The following is a 20,689-nucleotide window of genomic DNA, read 5'->3' as shown; positions in this document are numbered from 1 at the left end:
CCTCCGTAAAAACGGCTTTAGAGGTAATGTACCTCTTTTTTACTGAAGTGGGTTGGGGCGGATTTGAACCGCCGGCCTCCTCCATGTCAAGGAGGTGTCATAACCAGCCTAGACCACCAACCCGACCTGCATTCACCAGTACCGCGTTTGGTAGTTTGAAGGTTTCGAAACGACCACAGCTAGTCCGGTGCCAGTTGCTAGTTGATACCACGCACGCACCTGGTTTGCGTGGCCGAGTTATATACTCCGAACGCCCCTTATAAACTACCAGAGATTGACGCGCCAAGTCATATGCATGGAACGTACAGTCAAGAGAATACATGTTCAGTCGAACGGCACGGCTCATCGCGACGGCCTTGGTGGCACTGGCCGTCGTGTGTTCAATGGCGGTGGGACCAGCAGTGGCAGCACAAGAGGATGGTGGCCTCGTGGACGGGGATACGACTATCGGCGGTGACTCTGGCGTCACAGTCGGCGAAAGCGGCGTCAGTGTCGGCGGGGACTCCGGCGTCGGCGTCGGTCCCGACGGCGTGAGTGTCGGTGGGGACGAGGGAATCAACGCGAGCACCGACGGTGTAACCGTCGCCGGCCAGGACGTCGGCGGCGGGTCGGCCGACGATGGTTCTTCGCCGTCACTGCCGGGGACGGACGAAGGCCCGGTCAGCACCGACGGTTCGAACCTCGAGGTCGGTGGTGACCAGGGGATCTCCATCGGGACGGACGGCGTGAGCGTTGCAGGGCAGGATGTCGGCGGTGATGGCCTGCCCGGTGGCGACGGGCTTCCCTCCGGCGACGGGCTTCCCGGCGGTGACGGACTCCCGGGCCTCGGTGACGCTCCGGGCTCCGGCTCCGGTAGCGTGGGCGAGGTCCCCACCGGTCCGCTCCCGGTCGATGTCGCGTTCGAGGGCAATGGCGTGATGAACCGGTACGTGACCATCAGTTCGGCGGAGTCGAGTCCGGTCGGCGTCGACGGGATGCTGGTCTCCGCGCAGAAGGACGATGGCGCCATGGACATGGTTTCGCGGCTCGAGGTTTCCGGTGCTGACCGGACGTATCTGGACCTCAACAGTGAGAACCTCGTCAGTGAGAAGGGTCTCGAACAATCCGACGGGGCCATCTACACGGTCAACGAGAGCGGTGGGACGTACCTCCTTGCGCTCTCGCGCGACAACGTGCAGGCGGCCGGAACGGCGGTTGCACAGGGCAAGCAGGTCGGCGTCATCAACGCACAGAACGACCCCGGGACCCAGAATGGGACTCTGGCAGGCGGCCTGAATCCCGCTAATGCCCCTGGCCCGTCGCTTCCGGTCGGGCCCGAGATGCCCGAACGACTCGGTGGGGGCATCAACTGCAACGGTGAGGAGTGTCAGGTCGGGACGGCGGGCATCTACGACCAGATTCCCGACAACCAGTTCACGCAGACGCTGCGGAACAACTACCCCTTCCCGCGGACCATCGACCAGAGTGGTGTCGTGGCTCCGTGCAACAAGCCCGTTGGGCCCGACGACCTGCCCACGGAGCAGCTCCCGGGGCTCTCGGACCTCCCGAAGGGTACCCTGCCCGGTGTGCCGACCTCGCTGCTGACGAACGACGCGGTGCTCGGCCTCGCATTCGGCGCGGCGCCGGCGCCGTGTGAGGCGACCCAGCCCGTCCTCGACCCCGTCGCGAACCCCGCGAACGAGCCGGGGCAGGCGAACCCGACGTTCGACGTTGGCGATGGCGCTATGAGCACCGATAACGGGTTCAGTGCCGTGCGGTTCTTCGAGGTCGGTCCCGGTGGGAACCTCGGGACCGCCGACGGCGTCTACGCCGTCGTGCTGAACGAGGACAAGCAGGACGCGGTGTACGAGATGGACGTCTCCAACAGCGAGTACCAGTACGTCCTCATCAACACCCGCGGGACGCGCGAAGGCAACGTCACGAGTGGCGAACTCGAGACCTCGCTCCGCGAGGACTACCTGGGCCTTGCTACCGACTTCGAGAACGGCCCCGGTCAGGGCGAGTTCTCCGGTGGGGTTGCCCCGAGTGTGGTTCAGAAACAGATCATCAAACTCGAGCTGCAGTGCGATGCCAGCGGCTGCCAGCCCAGCTACTCCGGGCTGCCGAGCCTGGGCGCGCTGCCGGAGATTCCTAACCCGATTGCCGGCGGCGCGGGCCTCCCGGCCTGACGCCTGCGGTCGCTTCAGCGGTCCGTTCCTCGACGCTCCTTCGTTCTCTGCGCTGCTCCGTCGAAGAGAGCTATGGCCCTGTGCACTGAACATTTATTCAAGCTGATAGGTTATAAACACCCGTACATAGCGGCCGCAAGGAGTATCAAGAGAGATACTACATCTTGGGGTACAACATGGCAGCCAGCATTGCACGGAAGATCGCGGCAATCCTCTTCGCCGTGGCCATGGTCGGCAGCGTCGCTGTCGGCCCGGCCCTGGCGGACGACGATGGGGACGTCGACGTTGGTGGCGACGGCGTCTCCGTCGGTGGCGACGACGGAGTCACCGTCGGCGCCGGTGACGACGGAAGCACGAACGGTAGCACGACGGTTTCGGCCGACGCGAGCCAGGACGGTGTCGACGCCGACGCCTCGGTGAGTGGCGGCGACGGCAGCGGAACCGACGGTTCGCTCGACTGCAGTCTCGAGACGAGTGCGCAGGAGGCGGACTGTGAGCCCAGCGGCACCGACGGTGGCTCGACCCCCGGTCTGGACGACGCCCCCGAGGCGCCCGGCACGGGTGACGCACCTGACGCTCCCGATGCTCCCGAGGCACCGAGTCTCGGTGACGGTGGCGACGGTGACGGTGACGGTGGCAGCGGCGAGAGCCCGTCCCCGCCGACCAAGATGGACGAGATCTCCACGCCGGAGGCTCCCATCGATGCACCCGACCTCCCCGTGAACTACAGTGAGAACGTCCCGTTCGAGGCGTTCCCGAACTTCTGCAACCCGCCGTACGGTGTCGACGACGTTCGCGAGGCCAACCCCGTCGACCCGACGGACCCGGTCCCGGGCGCCGTGCAGGAGCAGGCACCGGACGCGGTTCCGACGAGTCCTCCCGACACACCTGTCGGGGACCCGCTCGGGCTCGTCAGTGCCCCTATCGACCAGTGTGACGTCTTCAACCCGTACAACCCGGCCGTCGACCCGACGAGCCCGCCGGACGACCCGAGCGCGACGTTCAATCCGGCAGCGACCGACGCCGGGCAGGACGGAGCGACCCTCTACTGGCTCGCCGAGGGCACGACCGATGAGGGCGCTGCCCCCGGTGGCGAGTCGATGGCCATCGTCATGGCCTCGCAGAACTCGAGTGCGGTCATCCTCGAACCCAGCGCGACGAACGGGCGGACCGACACCGGCGGTGCGGTCGACCTCCGGATGCCCGGCAACTCGCCCAACCAGGGTACCTACGTGGTCGAGGCCGTCGCGTTCGGCCAGGGTGCAAGCGCGAGCGTGACCTGTGACGGCTCGGAGTGCAAGCCCAGGGCCGGTGGGGTCCCCAGCGGCAACGCCGTTCCGGCCGTCCCGGCCGGCGGCGGTAGCGGCGGCGAGGACCCGGAGCCGGGTCCGTCCGCCGACACCGGCCAGCCGGCGACCAATGTCGGTCAGGGGAGTGCCATCATCGTGGACGACCGTGAGGCGACGCTCGGCGACGGGCTCCCCAGCGGCGAACACGACGCCATATTCGCCACCGACGGTCAGCGAGTCGTCGCAGAGGAAGACGCCCAGGCATCCGGCCAGGGCCGTCAGGCTAACCTGGTGACGGCCTACGACAGCGGCCAGTACCCCGGTGACGACGACGTCTACGTGCTCGCGAAGGGCGAGGGCGCCGGAGTCATCGTCGGCCTGAACTGTGACGACTACCGCTGCAGCCCGGCCGACAACACCGGCGTCTACGCCGGCCCCGGCTCGATGGTCTTCGACATGATCCCGAGCCCGCCGGAGCCGGTCCCCTCGCCGTAAGCGAGCAGCCGTAGCGGCCTCGTTCTCTCTTCTCCTCGGTTCTCCTCTTCCGTTCTCACGCCCCGTAGCGACAGCCATGCCCGCCGAGCCGACACGCTTTTACTGTCGTACTACTTCGACCATCATAAGACAGAACTGTACATCAGTGATTCCACATGCAGGACTATATCGAGCGCGTGACGGATGGCGGGGACCTGACACAGGCGGAGGCCCGCGAGGTATCGACGCTGGTCTTCGAGGGGGCGACCGAGGCACAGATCGGGGCGTTGCTCGCGGCGCTCCGGGCGAAGGGGGAGACGGAAGCGGAGATCGCGGGGTTCGCCGAGGGGATGCGTGCGGCAGCGCGGACCATCTCGCCCGACCGCGAACCGCTCGTCGACACCTGTGGGACGGGTGGTGACGACTACGATACCATCAACGTCTCCACGACGAGCGCGATCGTCGCCAGCGGCGCCGGCGTCCCCGTCGCGAAGCACGGCAACTACTCCGTCTCCTCGTCCTCGGGGAGCGCGGACGTGCTGGAGGTGGCGGGGGTGAACGTCGAAGCCGAGCCGGAGGCCGTGGAACGGGCCATCCAACGCGACGGCATCGGCTTCATGCTGGCTCCCGTGTTCCACCCGGCGATGAAGGCGGTCATCGGGCCGCGCCGCGAGCTGGGGATGCGGACGCTGTTCAACATCCTCGGCCCGCTGACCAACCCCGCGGGCGCCGACGCGCAGGTCGTCGGAACGTACGACCCCGACCTCGTGGTACCGATGGCCGAGGCGCTGGCGCGGATGGATGTCGAGCGCGCGCTCGTGGTCCATGGCGACGGTCTGGACGAGATCTGCCTCCACGGCGAGACCATCGCAGCCGAGGTGAGTGGTGCCGACGTGACCGAACTGGAACTCGCACCGGAGGACTTCGGGCTGGAACGCGCGCCCGTCGCTGACATCTCGGGTGGCACACCCGAGGACAACGCTGCGGACCTCCGGGCCATCGCCGAGGGGGAGGAGACCGGCCCCAAGCGCGATGTCATCCTCGCGAACGCGGGGGCCGCCATCTACATCGCCGGCGAGGCCGACTCGCTGGAGGCGGGGGCCGAGCGCGCGCTGCACGCCATCGAATCCGGTGACGCTGCGCAGAAACTTGACGACCTCTGTGACGGTGCCTGAGATGGACGGGGACGCGTCCGGGGTCACGGCGGCTGCCCGACCCCGTACGAAGGTCTGTGGCGTCACGCGCGAGGTCGACCTCCGGACCGTGGTCGACGCGGGCACGGACGCCGTCGGCGTCATCACGGACGTGACCGTCGACACGCCCCGGGAGGTGTCCGTCGAGCAGGCACGCGACCTGCTCGATGCGGTCCCGCCGTTCGTGACGGGAACGCTCGTCACGATGCCGGCGAACGCGGAGGCCGCGGTGCGGCTGGTCGAGCGGCTGGAGCCGGACGCCGTGCAGGTTCACGGCCTCGCGCCGGACCGGGTCGCGGCCCTGCGCGTCCGCGCACCGGTGCCCGTGCTGGCGGCCGTCGACGCGGTCGACGCACCACGGTACGCCGGCGCGGCCGATGCGCTGGTCGTCGACTCGCTCGACGAGGCGGGCGGCGGCGGCACCGGCGAGACACACGACTGGGAGCGGACGCGTGGCCTGGTCGCGGAACTGGACACTCCAGTCGTGCTGGCCGGCGGACTCACTCCCGAGAACGTGGCCGATGCGGTGCGAACGGTGCGACCATTCGCCGTCGACGTGGCCTCGGGTGTCGAGCGTGAGGGGGGCGTCAAGGACGCCGACGCGGTCCGCGCGTTCGTCAGGAACGCGACGCAGGCACCCGACGAGGAGGGGGTCACGACATGAGCGACGGAGCCGACGGTGCCGAGGGGGGACCGACGCTCGACGTCTCTCGGGAGTCGTTCGCGGACTTCGTCGCCCACGGACGCCGGACGGAGGCCGGGAGCGACACGGGCGTCGTGGTGCGCGCCGAGGCGACCCTTCCCGTGGACGTGACCCCGCTACCCGCGTACGCTGCGTTGAGCGGGCGCACCAGCGACGCGCCCGGCGCCGACCACACCTTCCTGCTGGAGAGCGCGGAGAAGGTCGCCTCCAGCGACCCCGACGGCGCGTTCACGCCGGACCGCGGGGGCGCGGACCGACACGCGCGCTACTCGTTCGTCGGCTACGACCCCGCGGCGCGCGTGACGGTCCACCCCGAGGGGACAGAGCGCGTCGACGTCGAGGTGCTGGACGAGCGCTACGAGGGGCTCGTGACGCCGGGCGAGGGCGACACGCTGGATACGCTCCGCGCGGCCCTGCCCGACGTGGCCCGGCGCGGCTTCGGCAACGGCCACCGCCAGCGACTCGATGGGGGCCTCGTCGGCTTCCTCTCCTACGACGCCGTCTACGACCTCCACCTCCACGAGGTGGGGCTGGAGCGGCCGGACTCGCGGTTCCCGGACGCCGAGTTCCTGTTGACCACCCGGACGCTCGTCTTCGACGACGAGCGTGACACGGTCTCGCTCGCGTTCACTCCAGTCGTCCGCCCGGAGGACGACCCGGACGCGGTGTACGACGAACTGGCCGCGGAGGCCGAGCGGGTGGCGGACCTGCTGGCGGATGCGGCCGCCCCCGACCCCGGCGGGTTCGTCCGTGCGGGCGAGCGCGCGGGCCCGCAGGACGCGTACGAGGAGGCCGTCGCCACCGCGAAGGAGCACGTCCTCGACGGCGACATCTACCAGGGTGTCATCTCGCGGACCCGGGAGCTGTACGGCGACATCGACCCGCTCGGGCTGTACGCGGCGCTGCGCGAGGTGAACCCATCGCCGTACATGTACCTGCTCGACCACGACGACCTGACCATCGTCGGGGCGTCGCCGGAGACCCTCGTCTCCGTGCGCGGGGAGACGGTCACCTCCAACCCCATCGCCGGCACCTGCGACCGCGGCACCTCGCCCGTCGAGGACCGGCGGCTCGCCGGCGAGATGCTGGCCGACGGGAAGGAGCGCGCAGAGCACACGATGCTCGTCGACCTCGCGCGCAACGACGTGCGACGTGTCTCGGAGGCCGGCAGCGTCCGCGTCGAGGAGTTCATGAACGTCCTGAAGTACAGCCACGTCCAGCATATCGAGTCCACCGTGACCGGCCGACTCGCGGACGATGCCGACGCCTTCGACGCGGCACGGGCCTCGTTCCCGGCGGGGACGCTCTCGGGCGCGCCGAAGATGCGCGCGATGGAGATCATCGACGACCTCGAACGCTCGCCTCGGGGCCCGTACGGCGGTGGCGTCGGCTACGTCTCCTGGGACGGCGACGCCGACATGGCCATCGTCATCCGGACGGCCACCGTGGAGGCCGGCGCCGGCCCCGAGGGGACGGACCTCGTCACCGTGCAGGCGGGCGCGGGCATCGTCGCGGACTCCGACCCGACCAGCGAGTACGAGGAGACGGAGAACAAGATGCGCGGCGTCCTCGTGGCGCTGGAGGAGATCGAGCAGAGAGCCGAGGCCGCCGACGGCCCCGGCGGGGACGCGCCGGACGAACCGGCGACCGACGCGGAACCGGAGGTGTCCCGATGAGCGTCGAGGCCGCCGCGGATGTCACCGACGACGCGCCGCTCGTGCTGTTCGTCGACAACTTCGACTCGTTCACCTACAACCTCGTCGAGTACGTCAGCCAGCACGCCCGGACGACGGTGCGGCGTAACACCGCGTCGCTCGCGGAGTTGCGCGACATCGACCCGGATGCCATCGTTGTGTCGCCGGGACCCGGTCATCCCAGGAACACCCGCGACGTGGGCGTCACCAACGAGGTGCTCGGGACGCTGTCGACGGACGTGCCGACGCTCGGCGTCTGTCTCGGCCTCGAAGCGGCGGTGTACGCCTACGGTGGGACCGTCGGGCGCGCGCCCGAGCCCATCCACGGCAAGGCGTTCCCCGTCGAGCACGACGGGCAGGGCGTCTTCGATGGGCTCGACCAGGGGTTCCAGGGCGGGCGCTACCACTCGCTCGTCGCGACCGAGGTCCCCGACTGCTTCGACGTGACCGCGACGACCGACCACGACGACGTGGACCTCGTGATGGGTATCCGCCACGAGTCGTACCCCATCGAGTGCGTGCAGTTCCACCCCGAGAGCGTCCTGACGGGCGTCGGCCACGACATCGTCCGGAACTTCCTCGACGGCGTGTAGCCGCCCGGGAGACGGCCTTCGTGTCACGTACCGTCCATAAACGAGTTTCAGGAAAGCCTTACTCCGGGTCCGGGTCACGGGTCGGGTATGTTACTCGCTGGAACCGAGGACGGCGTTCACCGGGCCGAGGACCTCGACGGCGGCGAGGCGACCGTTCGGACGGTGCTCGATGCGGGAGCCGTCATGCGTCTCCGAACGTTCGAGGCGTTCGAGGGGGTGTTCGCGGCCACGGCGACGGGCCTGTACCACTCGACCGACGCCGAGCGGTGGGCGGACCTCGGCGTCCCGCAGGAACGGGTGTACGCTGTCGGGGCAGCACCCGACGGTCGGCTGTACGCCGGGACGCGCCCCGCCCACGTCTACATCGCTCATCCGGGTGGCGAGGACGACCTCGGTGACCTGTCGTGGCGCGAACTCGACGGGTTCCAGGGCCTCCCATCGCGCGAGGAGTGGCGGCTGCCGCGCCACGAGGACCTCGCGCAGGTCCGGGACCTCCACGTCCACCCCGACGCGCCCGACCGCGTAATCGCCGGCGTCGAGGTCGGCGGCGTCCACGTGAGTGAGGACCGCGGCGAGGCGTGGACCGAGCGCCGCGAGGGGACCCACGACGATGTCCACGAACTCGCCGTGCTCGGTGCCGACGAGTTCGTCGCCGCGACGGGCTACGGGCTGTTCCACACGGACGACGCCGGTGCGTCGTGGACCCGGCTCGATGGAGGGTACGACCAGCGTTACTTCCGGTCGGTCGGTGTGGTCGGTGACGCGGTGTACGCCGGCGGGGCCCTCGCGCACACGTCGACGTGGCTGGAGCCGGACGCCGACCCGGAACTGTTCGTCTGGCGCGGCGGCGACCGGGCCCAGCCCGTCCCCCACCCGCGCCCCGACGAGACGGTCACCGGCATCACCGCGGTCGGCGGGGACGCCGTCGTGGGGACCCACGAGGGGACGGTGCTGCGCCGGACGGGCGAGGAGTGGACCGTCGTCGGGGCGCTCCCGGCGACGGATGGGTTCGCGGGGAGCTACACGCCGCTGCTGGAGGTCGAACAGTGACCCGGTCGGCCGGAGCCGGGTTCAGAATATCTCGAACGAGCCCTGCTGCCGCTCGCGCTCCAGATGCTCGCGGTGGAACTCCCCGGTCATGCGGAGCATCGAGTCGGACATCTCGACCAGGTCGAGTATCGCGCCCGTCTCGTCGTCCGTGACGGTGTCACCCGGCGAGAGTTCGCGCCGGAGCCGGTCCGGGTCGGCGCCGGTCTCCCTGGCGAAGTTCTGCAGGGATATCGTCATCCGGAGCCGGACGATATCCTTGCTGGCGTGGATGACCTCCGCACGATAGCCGTTCGCGTCCTGCAGTGTATCTCCCTCCGAGAGCATCATCGCCCCTTCCGCCGCCGCCGGCAAGCCGTTTTCGCCGGGTCGGCTCCGGGAGTGGGAACGTCCAGCACGGTGGACGGCGCAGTTCCCGCACGTATCGAAACCTACACCTTCCGGACGCGTATCCCTCCGAGTGACTGATATGGCTGCACTCGACAAGCGGACCCACGACCGGAAGTTCGTGCGGACGTTCTTCACGACGCCGACGGCCGAGAAGGGAGTCGACGACTCCGCGAAGAAGCTGCGCAGCGCCATCGGCCTGCGCGGGATGCAGGCACCCGACGTCTGGGTGCCGGACAACGAGGACGCGACGGCCCCGAACATGCGCGACGAGGGTGCCGAGAACATCGCCGAGGTCGTCGCCGAGGACGGCGCCGACTTCCCCGGCGAGATTCACCCGCGCGTCGTCTGGCACCGCGACAGCCCGGAGACGCGCTACAAGGGCTTCCAGCACATGCTCCACATCGCGGACCCCGAGAACGGCGCCGTCGAGAACATCGACGGGTTCGTCATCCCGGAGGTCGGCGACATCGACGACTGGAAGAAGGCCGACGAGTTCATGACCATCGTCGAGAACGAGCACGGGCTCGAAGAGGGGTCGCTCGCGATGAGCGTCATCATCGAGTCCGGCTCCGCCGAGCTCGCCATGGAGAAGCTCCGTGACGAGATGGGCAAGCCCTCGAACAACCTCCAGCGGCTGTTCCTGCTCGTCGACGGCGAGGTCGACTACACGAAGGACATGCGCGCCATCACGCCGACCGGTGGCCTCCCCGAGTGGAAGGAGCTGCGCCACAACACCTCCCGCGCCGCGAGTGCGGCCGGCCTCATCTCCGTCGACGGCCCGTACGACGACATCCGTGACGTGGACGGCTACCACGACCGCATCACGGCCAACAACGCGATGGGCATGCTCGGCATCTGGTCGCTGACCCCCGGGCAGGTCGTCGAGGCCAATCAGAGCCCGCTCCCGCCGGCCGCCGGCTACTGGATCATCGACGCCGACGGCCGCGAGGTCGAACTCGAGAGCCAGGACGGCGTCGAGGTCTACTCCGGCGACCGCATCGACCTCGAGGCAGAGGACGGCGGCTACGAGCTCGAGGTCGGCGGTGACGAGCTGTTCTTCGAGACCGAGGAGGACCTCGTGGCCGAGCTGCTCGACCTGCTCGACTACGTCCCCTCGATGGACGACATCGTCGACTCCATGGAGGAGTTCGAGGCGGCCAAGGAGGCCGGCAAGGGCGCCATCGCGATGACCCAGTCTGCCACCGTTCGCATCGACGGTGTCGAGGTCGACATCGCCCAGGACCGCATGTGGGACGAGGCGACCTACCAGGCGCTCATGACGCCGGTCGCGCTGTTCCAGGACGTCTACGAGAACCGCCCGGACCAGCACGACGACCTCGCCGAACTGTACAGCGAGGATGTCGTCGAGCGGGCGATGAGCGTCGGGAACTGAAGCGGCCGCGACCCACGTTCTCCGTTCTTTCACCTCTCCGGTAGCACCAGCAGTTGCTACGTGAGTTCTTGCTGGAAAGTATATTCAAAGGTCGAAAGACGAACATTGGGGGATAATTCTGCCACTCTGTGCTCTATGTCTGGGTTAGTGAAGATGTCTGCGTGACGCGCTGCTCCTCGTCCTCTCTGGCGACGGCCCGTTCCACTCCGGCCCGACCGGCCGCGCCCCAGCGCCCCCGACCCGTTTCGAGCCACGAAAGTAGTCCCCGACCCTTTGTGTCCAGGAGTCCTACCGTGAGATATACCCGTGCGGTGTCTTCGACCGTCCGATCCGAGAGCCGTCTCGCCGGCCGTCGGCGTCGCGCTCATGCTCGCCATCGTCGTCGCGCTGGGCGTCGTCATCTCGGGGCTGGTGCTGGGGCTCGCGGATTCCGGGCCGGCGTCGCCGGAGAGCCGACTGGCGCTCCAGGGCGACGACTGTCCCGTCGACCTCGTCCACCGGCAGGGTGACACGCTCGACGGGGACCGGATTCGGCTCCAGGGGACCGAGCACGCTGCACCACTGCAGGACCAGCGGTTCGGCGCCGGCGACACCGTCGCCGTGCGGCCGACCGCCGACGAGGTGACCGTCGTCTGGAACGCCCCCGACGACGGGTCGACGTACGTCCTCTCCCGTCTGGAGCCGCCCGGGGGGAGTGCGACCGCCTGCGGTGGCGTCCTCTACGCGGGTGACGGCGGCTCGCTGACCTCGATAGACACGGGAAGCGGCACGCTGGAGACGCTGTCCGTTCCCGGGAGTGTCGACGCGCTCGGCCCGGCGACGACCAACCTCCTCGACGACGGCGGGACGGACGTTCCCTACGTCAACGGCGCGGACCAGGTCCGGGTGACCGACCCCGACGGGACGACCACGACGCTGGCGACGAGCGGTGACATCCCAGGGACCATCGAGGGGGCGAAGACCCGGCTCGCGACCGGCCGCTGGGACGGGAGCGACCCGTCGGTCCTCTTCGTGAACGAGAACCACGATACCCTCTATCGCGTCGCGGAGGGCGGAACGCCGACCGCGGTCGCCGCGCCGGGCGACGGCACCCAGGCGGTCGTCGGTATCGCCGACGTCGACGGCGACGCGGCCGACGAACTCGTGTTCGCCGACGGCAGCCAGCGGCTCCAGGCGCTCGACCCCGACGGGACCGTGACCGCGCTCGCCGACGGGCAGCTGGGGTCGAACAACGGCATCGGCGCGGGCGCGCTGGCAGACTTCGACGGTGACGGCATCCACCGCGCTGTCGGGGTGGATGGGAGCAACCAGGTGAAGCTGGTCGGGGCCGGGACGGCTGCCGGCGGCGAGGCGACGACCACGCTCACAGGCGGCGTGGCTCGGAAGGCGCCCGCGACGGTCGCCGACGTGGACGGAGACGGCACGCCGGAGGTCGTCTTCGTGAGCAACGACAGCGAGAAGCTGAAGTACGTCGACGATGTCGGCGGTGCGAACACGGTGACGCTACTCACCGACGCGAACGGCGACCCCATCCAGCGGTCCGAGGGTACCGGCGTGGTCTAGCGGCGACGGGTCACCGGTCCCACGGCGCACTCGGCGGGTTCACGCAGCGGTGCCGGTCCTCGATGGCCGAGATGCGCGCGACCTGGTCGTCCGTGAGCGTCACCGACTGCGAGTCGAAGTTCTCCGCGAGGTGGCCGCCGGTGGTCTTCGGGATGGCGGCGACGTTGCGCGCGCGGAGCCACGCGAGACAGACCTGGCCGGGCGTGGCGTCGACCTCGTCGGCCACCGCCTGCACGTCCGGGTGCTCCAGCGCCTTGCCGCGCGCGACCGGCGAGTACGCCACGGGAAGCACGTCACGCTCGTGGCACGCCTCGACGAGGTCGTCCTGTGGGAGCAGGGGGTGGCACTCGAACTGATGGGCGACCGGCCGGTGGTCGGCGTGAGTGAGGAACTCGTCGAGCAGGTCGACCGTGAAGTTCGAGACGCCGACGGCGCGGGCGGTGCCCTCGTCGACGAGGTCGTCCAGCGCACGCGTCGTGTCCTCGGCGTCGTACGCGGCGCGGGGCCAGTGGACGTAGACGAGGTCCGGCGTCCGGCCGAGGCGGTCCTTCGAGGCCCGCACCGAGGAGACGCAGTCCTCGTACGCGCAGTTCTCGGGGGCGACCTTCGTCGCGAGGAACACGTCCTCGTCGGGGTCGACCCGGCGGATGCCACGCCCGACCTCGAGTTCGTTGTCGTAGAGCTGTGCGGTGTCGATGTGGCGGTAGCCCGTCTCCAGGGCGTCGGCGACGACCTCCGTGGCGGTGTCGCCGGTGAGCTTCCAGGTGCCGAGGCCGAGGGCGGGGACGTCGTCGGGCGTCGGTGCGGGTTCGTCGGCTGTCATTGTGCGGTCCACCCCCCATCGACCGCGATGTTCTCACCCGTGACGTACGAGGCCGCATCGGAGACGAGGTAGACCACCGCCCCCGCGATGTCATCGGGGTCGGCCATCCGGTCCATCGGCGTGCGGTCCTCGTACGCGGCCACGAACTCCGGGTCCTGTTCGTCGAAGACGCCGCCCGGTGAGACGGCGTTGACCCGGACCTCGGGGGCGAACTCGCAGGCGAGATAGCGCGTGAGGTTGAGGATACCGCCCTTCGAGGCCGAGTAGTGCGCCGGGCTCGGCGGCATGTTCGCCTCCTCGTAGACGCGGAAGTCGGGCGCCACCATCCCGTAGGTGGAGCCGAAGTTGACGACTGCGCCGCCGTCGCGGACGGCGTCGTCCGGGTCGGACTGCCCCGCGGTCCCGGCACCGTCGGGGTGCATCCGGCGGATGGCCTCGCGGGAGAGGGTCGCGGTCGCGGTGAGCTGGGCGTCGACCTGCTCGCGCCAGTCGCTCTCGCCGCGGGCGAGGAAGGCGTCGCCGTAGGCCGCGTCCCGCGGGTAGGCGGCATGGACGGCGGCGTCGATGCGGTCGAAGCCGTCGATGACTGCGTCGTAGAGTTTGCGGATAGAGGTCTCGTCGGTCACGTCCACGTGGTGGTAGGTGCCGTCGATGTCGTCGGCCACGCGCCGGCCGGCGTCGCGGTCCACGTCGGCGACCACGACCTCGGCGCCGTGGTCGGCCAGCGCCCCGCAGACGGCGGGACCGATACGCCCGGCGCCCCCGACCACCACGACGACCTCGTCCGTCAGGTCGAACAGTGTCATGGCCGTGGGTTCTCCCGGCGGGAGCATAAAGCCGGGAGGCCGGAATCACCGGGAACCGCATCCGGCGGGACCGACGCCCGACCGCGAACGCGCCCGACGGGACCGACGCCCGACCGCAACGCTAACGGCACGCCACCCACACCGCTCGGCAGTGACCGGTCCCGACCCCGAGGCGGCAGGGACAGCCGGGACGGCCGTCGCGGCGCCACCCGAGCGCCCGCGCGACGCGCTCGTCTCCGTCGTCGTCCCGACCTACGAGCGGGCCGACCGCGTCGGCGGGGCCATCGAGAGCGCCCTCGAGCAGACCCACGACCGCCTGGAGGTGGTCGTGGTGAACGACGGCTCCACCGACGACACCCGGCGCGTCGTCGAGGCGTACGCCGACGCCCACGCGAACGTCCGGGCGCTGCACAACGACCGGAACCGCGGCATCAGCCACACGCGCAATCGGGGCATCGAGGCAGCACGCGGCGCCTACGTCTGTCAGCTCGACGACGACGACCGCTGGCGGTCCCGGAAGGTGAAGCGACAGCTCGATGCGCTCGCCCGCCTCCGCGAACGCACGGACTGCGACTCGGCGGACTACTGCGGCGTCTACTGCGGCGGCGTGGTCCGTGATGCCGGCGGCGAGGTCGTTCGCCGCGTGGACACCGGCGCGGCGGGCGACCTGTGGCCCGACGTGCTGGTCCGGTTCGACGTGCGGCCCCACTCGGGCCATCTCGTCCGCCGGGACTGCCTGCACGCGGTGGGGGGCTACAACGAATCGTTCCCGCGCGGTGTCGACTGGGACCTCACGGTCCGGCTCTGCAAGCGCTGGCGGTGGGCGTACGTCCCAGAGCCGCTCGTCGAGCGCCGCTACGCCGACGACAACGTCTCCGGCGACGCCGCCTTCGGCGACCCCTCCTACGAGGTCGCCATCCGCGAGCGACTGCGGGAGAAGTACCTGGGCGACCTCGAGGCGAATCCCGAGGCCCGCCGGGAGTTCGAGGCGATGCTCGCGAAGCAACGGGGGCTCGCCGCGCTCGAGCGGGGCGACCGCCGCGAGGCCGTCCGCCGGTTCGCCCGGACGGTGCGGCTCGCCCCCGAACCGACACACGCCGCGATGCTCGGCCTCGCGGCGCTCGGCCGGCGCCCGTACCGGTTCGCGTGGCGTGCGAAGCAGGCGGTCGCGGGGCCATGAGCGGGGACGGTGCGAGCGGTGGGGGCGGCGTGGAACCGGACGCCGACAGCCCGACGCTCGCGGCCGTCACCGACGCGCTGCTCGCCGTCGAGTCGGACCTCGACCTGCTCTCGCGGACGGCCGACGGCTGTCACTACTGGACCCACGTGCGGTTCGATGTCCAGCAGCGACTCCTCGAACTGACCGGCGCGACCGACACCGCGCACGGCTCCGGTGGACTGACCACGGCCGGCCGTGCCAGGCGGGTCCTCCGGGGGCTCCGACCGTCACGGAACCCGTGGCTGGCATCCGACACGGACCTGCTCGTGTGGGGTCACGAACGGCGGACGGAACGGGAGGGGGTGTGGCACGACTGCTACTGCGACCCGCTGCTGGACGCGTTCGATGGAGGCGGAAGCGAAAGCGGTGGCGAGCGCTCGTGGACCTACGTCGAGGCCCCACATGAGGGCGAGCACCTGACGCCGGCGCAGACGGACGGTGTCCGGTATCTCGACCCGGTCCTCTACGGGGCGGGGCTGGCGGACCACCTGGGCGACCCGGCCGACGAACTCCCGGCGAGCGAGCGGACGACGCTGCGTACCGCCGAGGCACGCCTCCATTCGGCCGTCGGCACCGCACCGGACCTCGTGGCGATGGTCGGGCGGCGTCTCGCCCGACGACGGCTGGAACGACCCGCGTTCCGCGCGCTCTGCCGGCGTGTCGACCCCGACCTCGCTGTCGTGGTCGTCTGGTACACGAAGCCGACGTTCGTCGAGGTCTGTCGGGAGGAGGGCATCCCGGTCGCCGAACTCCAGCACGGCGTGATGAGTCCGTACCACCTCGGGTACGCGTACCCCGACAGCGACGCCCCGGGCTCGACGGGGTCGCCGAGCGTCTTCCCGGACTACCTCTGCTCGTGGGGGGAGCGCTGGGCCGACCTCTGTCCGCTCCCCCTGCCCGCGGAGCGTGTCCTGCCGGTCGGCTATCCGGGACTCGAACGCGGCCGCGAACGGTACGCCGAGGCCCCGACGGAGGACCGAGTGACGTTCATCTCACAGGGGACCGCCGGCGTCCGGCTGTCACGGGTCGCGTGCGAGGTGGCCGACCGGCTGGAGAGCCACCCGGACGTGCCGGCCCTCGTCTACAAGCTCCACCCCTCGGAGCACGACCGCTGGCGCGACCGGACGCCGTGGCTGGTCGATGCGCACGACGCGGGGCGGCTCCGGGTCATCGCGGACCCCTCGGTCGACCTGTACGAGCTGTTCGCCACGAGCCGGGCGCAGGTCGGCGTCTACTCGACGGCGCTGTTCGAGGGGCTGGCGTTCGGGTGCGAGACGCTGCTGGTCGACCTGCCCGGCGTCGCGTACATGGACCGGCTCGTCGCGGCCGGGGCCGCCGAGGTACTCCCGGACGCCGCTGCCGTCGCCGAGGCCATCGCGACCGGTGGTGACGGCGATGCCGTGGACACCGATGCCCCCGCCACGGCGTTCGACCCGGACGCGTACTTCCGGCCAGACGCCACCCGTCACGCAGTCCGGACGCTCGACCGGCTGGCAACCGAGGGAACGCTCCGGTGAGCGTCGCGGAAACGGGAAGAGACTTACACGCCAGCCGACTGCATCGTCGCATGGCTACGGTCCCCGACGCCGAGAACGACCGGGTGCCAGACCTCGACGCGGATGCCGGGACGTACGCGGATACGCTGGCTGCCGATGGTGTCGTCGTGGTGGAGGACTTCCTCGCGCCGTCACTCTGTGACGAAATCCGTGAGCGCGTCGAGACGCGGCTCGACGACCTCCCGCGCGCCGGTCCGGACGACGACTACGGTTCGCTCTCGACGCGCGGCGAGCCGGTCGTCAGAGAGCGGACCGGCGAGACCGACGACGGGATGCTCGACGTGTTCAACATGGACCTCGCGATTCCGGCGCTGGCACAGCTCAAGCGCGACCGCTTCGTCGCCGGAATCGTCGACGATGCGGCTGGGACACGCTACACCCCGGACAACCTCAACGTCTACGTCAACCGCGGCGTCACGGGGACCCGTGACTTCCACGCCGACACCTACGCGGGCAAGTTCAAGGCGTTCGTCTACCTCACCGACGTGCCCGACGAGCGCTACGGCCCGTTCCAGTACATCCCGGGGAGTCACGACCCCTCCGTCCTGCGGCGGAAGGCCACACAGCTCCTCAACCGTGTCCGCGGCGACCCACCGACGGACGGCGTCTTCTACGACGACGACGACGCGCTCGTCTGCACGGCCCCGAAGGGAACGCTCATCGTCGCGAACCAGGCCGGGCTCCACCGCGGGACCCCGCAGGAGCCGGGCTTCGAGCGCATGCTCGCGACCACCTCGCACACGCCGGCGGGCGCCGACCACCACTGATGATGCAGAGACGACAGAGACCCACCACCCACTGATGCCGGACGAACGCGACATCGAGCCGGTCCACATCGGGGACAGAGCGGTCGGTCCGGGCGAGCCGGCCTACGTCATCGCCGAGGCCGGCGCCAACCACGACGGTGAGCTGGCGAAGGCGAAGCGGCTCGTCGACGCGGCCGTCGAGAGCGGCGCCGACGCCGTCAAGTTCCAGAACTACTCCGCCGACACCCTCGTCACGCGCGACGCCCCGAAGTACTGGGGCGAGGGCACACAGTACGAGAAATTCGCGGAACTCGATGTCCTCGAGCGCTCGGACTACGAGGCGATGGCGGCCCACGCCCGCCAGCAGGACATCACGTACCTCTCGACCCCGTTCGACCACGCGGCCGTCGACCTGCTCGACGACCTCGACGTGCCCGCGTACAAGGTGGCGTCGGGGGACCTCACCCACCATCCGCTCCTCCGGGACGTGGCCTCACGGGGCGAGCCGGTCATCCTCTCGACAGGGATGGCGACGCTGGCGGAGGTTCGCGCGGCCGTCGGCGTCATCGAGGACGCCGGGAACGAGGATATCGTGTTGCTCCACTGCATCACGAAGTACCCGACCGATATCGAGGACGCGAACCTGCGGATGCTGTCGACGCTGATGGCCGAGTTCGACTATCCCGTCGGCCTCTCGGACCACACCATCGGGACGACGGTGCCGGTCGCGGCGGCCGCGATGGGGGCCGCCGTCATCGAGAAGCACTTCACCTACGACACGTCGCTGGAGAAGAGCCCGGACCATCGGCTCTCCGCCGACACCGAGGTGATGGGCGAGATCGTCGACCGCACCCGCGAGGTGCACGCGGCGATGGGGCGGGCCGAGCAGGGGCCGACCGAGGTGGAGGCCGACGGGATGCGGCTGGCCCGGCGCTCGCTCGTCACCGCCCGGTCCATCGAGGCCGGCGAGCGAATCCGGCGGGCGGACCTCGCGGTCAAGCGGCCGGGGACCGGTCTCGCTCCGGAACTGCTGTTCGAGGTCGACGAGGAGGTGTGGCGCGCGACCCGGGACCTGCCCGGCGACACCGTCCTGACGGCCGAGGACATCGAGCGGGAGAGCTAGCGACGGAGCACGCCATGGACCCGACCGACCCACTCTGCATCGTCCCCGCGCGCGGGACCTCGCCCGGCCTGCCGAAGAAGCATTTCAAGCAGCTCGCCGGGAAGCCGGTCCTCGCACACACGGTCGAGACGGGACTCTCGTGCCCGGGCATCGAGGAGGTGCTCGTCACGACGGAGGACGAGGCGCTGGCCGAACTCGCGCGTGAGCACGGCGCCCGGGCCCCGTTCCTCCGACCCGAGCGACTGGCCACCGACGCGCTCCTGTACGAGGTCGTCGCACACGCCGTCGAGCAGGTGCGCGGGGAGCGACCCGTGACCGCGGCGACGCCCATCGTCGTCCTCCAGCCGAACGTCCCGTTCCGACGAGTCGCGGACGTGGAGTTGGCCATCGAGCGGTTCCGGGGCGGCCACGAGGCGGTCATCAGCGTCGCCGAGGAGCGGCGGTTCTTCTGGCGAGCGCAGGAGGGGACTTCGGGGACGAACGGGGACACGGAGGACGGCGGCCGGCTCGAACCGCGTTTCGACGAGCGTGCGCTCCGGGCCGACCTCGAACCGTTCTACCGGGAGACGGGTTCGATAAACGTCACGTCGACGGCACTGCTCGAACGGGGGACCCGGGTCGGCGAGACGCCGGGCTACGTCGTCACCGACCGACTCTCCTCGCTGGCTATCGACGGCGTGGTGGACCTGTGGCTGGCCGAGCGGCTCTCGCAGGGGCCCCGCGTCGTCTTCCGCGTCGACGGGGGCGGGAACCGGGGGCTGGGACACGTCTCGCGGTGTCTCACGCTCGCCGCGGAGCTGGAGCGGACGCTCCGCGCGGCGCCGACCTTCGTCTGTCGGGCCGACTACCCCGCGGGTATCGCCGCCATCCGGGACGCCGGGCGCGAGGTGCAGGTGGTCGACCCGGACGAGCGCGACCCGCTCGCGCCCGTCACAGCGATGGACCCGGCCCTCGTGTTCCTGGACGTGCTGGACACGGACCCCGAGCGGGTGCGCCAGCTCCACCGGACCGCGGCGGCGGTCGTCAACCTGGAGGACCTCGCGGGCGGTCCCGAGTCCGCCGACCTCGTCGTGAACGCGCTGTACGAGCCCGAGCTCGTCGAGGGGGGCGACAACCATCTCGCGGGCGCGGAGTACTTCGTCCTGCGAGAGGAGTTCCGCGACCGTCCGCTCGAAGTGCCAGAGACGGCCGAGCACGGCCTGCTGACGTTCGGCGGGAGCGACCCCGCGGGGCTGTCGGCGCTCGCCGTCGAGGCGGTGGCTGGTGACGGCCGCGAGTACCGGCTCGTCCGCGGGCCGGATTTCGATGACTCCGACCTGGACGCGGCGCTGGCCGGGGCGCCGAACGTGACCGCCGTCACGGACCCGGAGATGGGTGCGGTGATGGAGTGGGCCGACTTCGCGGTCTGCTCGGGCGGGCGGACGGCGTACGAACTTGCGGCGACCGGGACGCCGACGCTCGTCCTGGCACAGAACGACCGCGAACACGAGCGGATGGCTGCACTCGGCGAGCGCGGCGTCGTCAGCTACCTCGGCGACGGCCGTGGGATGTCGGCCGGGGGCCTGCGGACGGCCATCGACGACCTCGCTGCGGACCGCGAGCGCCGGCGGGAACTGGCCGAGCGCGCCAGGGAGTTCGTCGACGGGGCGGGCACCCGGCGGATTCTGGATGCGGTCCACGAGGCGCTGCTAGGGTGAGCGTACGGGTCTGGCAGGTGCCTCGCTCAGAACTCTTCCGCTGCGACAGGAACGGGTTGGAAGCCCCTGGCCGTCGTCGGCGCTTCGCGCCGACTGCTCGGTGGACGGAGTCCACCGGTGCTCGACGCCCCGGGGCGCTCGGGGGCTTTCGATGTGGTTCCATCGTTGTCCACGGACTCGCCGGTTCAGCACGAACCGGCGGACCCGCACGC

General features: G+C 70.3%; 17 protein-coding genes and 1 tRNA gene. 14 read left to right on the top strand and 4 right to left on the bottom strand.

Annotated elements, in window-relative coordinates:
- Positions 1–48: 48 nt before the first annotated feature.
- A tRNA-Val gene (locus tag NL115_RS02070) sits at positions 49–123 on the bottom strand.
- Between the two features lie 278 nt (positions 124–401).
- Here NL115_RS02070 and NL115_RS02065 point away from each other — a divergent pair.
- From NL115_RS02065 to NL115_RS02035, 7 genes are all read left to right on the top strand, one after another.
- Positions 402–2,168 (top strand): hypothetical protein, encoded by a 1,767-nt coding sequence (locus tag NL115_RS02065; protein WP_254831568.1) that lies wholly within the window; start codon positions 402–404, stop codon positions 2,166–2,168.
- A gap of 176 nt (positions 2,169–2,344) precedes the next feature.
- Entirely contained in the window at positions 2,345–3,952 is a 1,608-nt protein-coding gene (locus tag NL115_RS02060; protein WP_254831567.1) for a hypothetical protein, read from the top strand.
- 155 nt (positions 3,953–4,107) lie between these two features.
- The gene (gene trpD / locus NL115_RS02055; protein ID WP_254831566.1) at positions 4,108–5,106 is read left to right on the top strand and encodes an anthranilate phosphoribosyltransferase; all 999 of its coding nucleotides are present in this window, start codon (positions 4,108–4,110) and stop codon (positions 5,104–5,106) included.
- Position 5,107: 1 nt separating this feature from the next.
- Positions 5,108–5,788, top strand: coding sequence for a phosphoribosylanthranilate isomerase (locus NL115_RS02050; RefSeq protein WP_254831565.1), 681 nt, complete (start codon positions 5,108–5,110; stop codon positions 5,786–5,788).
- Positions 5,785–7,503, top strand: a complete 1,719-nt coding sequence (trpE, locus tag NL115_RS02045; RefSeq protein ID WP_254831564.1) for an anthranilate synthase component I — start codon at positions 5,785–5,787, stop codon at positions 7,501–7,503. The genes NL115_RS02050 and trpE overlap by 4 nt, the downstream gene beginning before the upstream one ends.
- Positions 7,500–8,114 carry an anthranilate synthase component II gene (trpG, locus tag NL115_RS02040; RefSeq protein ID WP_254831563.1) on the top strand — a complete coding sequence of 205 codons (615 nt, stop codon included), beginning with the start codon at positions 7,500–7,502 and terminating at the stop codon, positions 8,112–8,114. The genes trpE and trpG overlap by 4 nt, the downstream gene beginning before the upstream one ends.
- Before the next feature lie 87 nt (positions 8,115–8,201).
- Entirely contained in the window at positions 8,202–9,164 is a 963-nt protein-coding gene (locus tag NL115_RS02035) for a WD40/YVTN/BNR-like repeat-containing protein (protein WP_254831562.1), read from the top strand.
- A gap of 21 nt (positions 9,165–9,185) precedes the next feature.
- Here NL115_RS02035 and NL115_RS02030 read toward each other — a convergent pair whose 3' ends face one another.
- Positions 9,186–9,488: a hypothetical protein gene (locus tag NL115_RS02030; RefSeq protein WP_254823088.1), complete on the bottom strand. Its 303-nt coding sequence runs from the start codon at positions 9,486–9,488 to the stop codon at positions 9,186–9,188.
- A 142-nt stretch (positions 9,489–9,630) separates the two neighbouring features.
- Here NL115_RS02030 and aceB point away from each other — a divergent pair, with 142 nt between their 5' ends.
- Positions 9,631–10,944 (top strand): malate synthase AceB, encoded by a 1,314-nt coding sequence (gene aceB / locus NL115_RS02025; RefSeq protein ID WP_254831561.1) that lies wholly within the window; start codon positions 9,631–9,633, stop codon positions 10,942–10,944.
- Positions 10,945–11,250: 306 nt separating this feature from the next.
- Positions 11,251–12,507 carry an archaellin/type IV pilin N-terminal domain-containing protein gene (locus NL115_RS02020; protein WP_286667625.1) on the top strand — a complete coding sequence of 419 codons (1,257 nt, stop codon included), beginning with the start codon at positions 11,251–11,253 and terminating at the stop codon, positions 12,505–12,507.
- A gap of 10 nt (positions 12,508–12,517) precedes the next feature.
- Here NL115_RS02020 and NL115_RS02015 read toward each other — a convergent pair whose 3' ends face one another.
- Positions 12,518–13,330 (bottom strand): aldo/keto reductase, encoded by an 813-nt coding sequence (locus NL115_RS02015; protein ID WP_254831559.1) that lies wholly within the window; start codon positions 13,328–13,330, stop codon positions 12,518–12,520.
- The gene (locus tag NL115_RS02010; protein ID WP_254831558.1) at positions 13,327–14,136 is read right to left on the bottom strand and encodes an SDR family oxidoreductase; all 810 of its coding nucleotides are present in this window, start codon (positions 14,134–14,136) and stop codon (positions 13,327–13,329) included. Before NL115_RS02010 ends, NL115_RS02015 begins: the two co-directional genes overlap by 4 nt.
- Before the next feature lie 151 nt (positions 14,137–14,287).
- On the opposite strand from NL115_RS02010, the gene NL115_RS02005 reads away from it, so the two are divergent.
- The 5 genes from NL115_RS02005 to NL115_RS01985 are packed head-to-tail and all read left to right on the top strand — an operon-like array spanning position 14,288 to position 20,477.
- Positions 14,288–15,316 carry a glycosyltransferase family 2 protein gene (locus NL115_RS02005; protein WP_254831557.1) on the top strand — a complete coding sequence of 343 codons (1,029 nt, stop codon included), beginning with the start codon at positions 14,288–14,290 and terminating at the stop codon, positions 15,314–15,316.
- Complete coding sequence (locus tag NL115_RS02000) at positions 15,313–16,872, top strand: hypothetical protein (RefSeq protein WP_254831556.1); 1,560 nt, start codon at positions 15,313–15,315, stop codon at positions 16,870–16,872. Before NL115_RS02005 ends, NL115_RS02000 begins: the two co-directional genes overlap by 4 nt.
- A gap of 50 nt (positions 16,873–16,922) precedes the next feature.
- The gene (locus tag NL115_RS01995; RefSeq protein ID WP_254831555.1) at positions 16,923–17,678 is read left to right on the top strand and encodes a phytanoyl-CoA dioxygenase family protein; all 756 of its coding nucleotides are present in this window, start codon (positions 16,923–16,925) and stop codon (positions 17,676–17,678) included.
- 34 nt (positions 17,679–17,712) lie between these two features.
- A complete protein-coding gene (locus NL115_RS01990; RefSeq protein WP_254831554.1) occupies positions 17,713–18,780 on the top strand; it encodes an N-acetylneuraminate synthase family protein in 1,068 nt (355 codons plus the stop codon).
- A gap of 14 nt (positions 18,781–18,794) precedes the next feature.
- Positions 18,795–20,477, top strand: coding sequence for a cytidylyltransferase domain-containing protein (locus NL115_RS01985; RefSeq protein WP_254831553.1), 1,683 nt, complete (start codon positions 18,795–18,797; stop codon positions 20,475–20,477).
- Positions 20,478–20,689 lie beyond the last annotated feature (212 nt).

The sequence above is a fragment of the Haloglomus salinum genome, assembly GCF_024298825.1.
GTDB classification, from domain to species: domain Archaea; phylum Halobacteriota; class Halobacteria; order Halobacteriales; family Haloarculaceae; genus Haloglomus; species Haloglomus salinum.
This window is presented reverse-complemented; position numbering and strand designations above follow the sequence as displayed.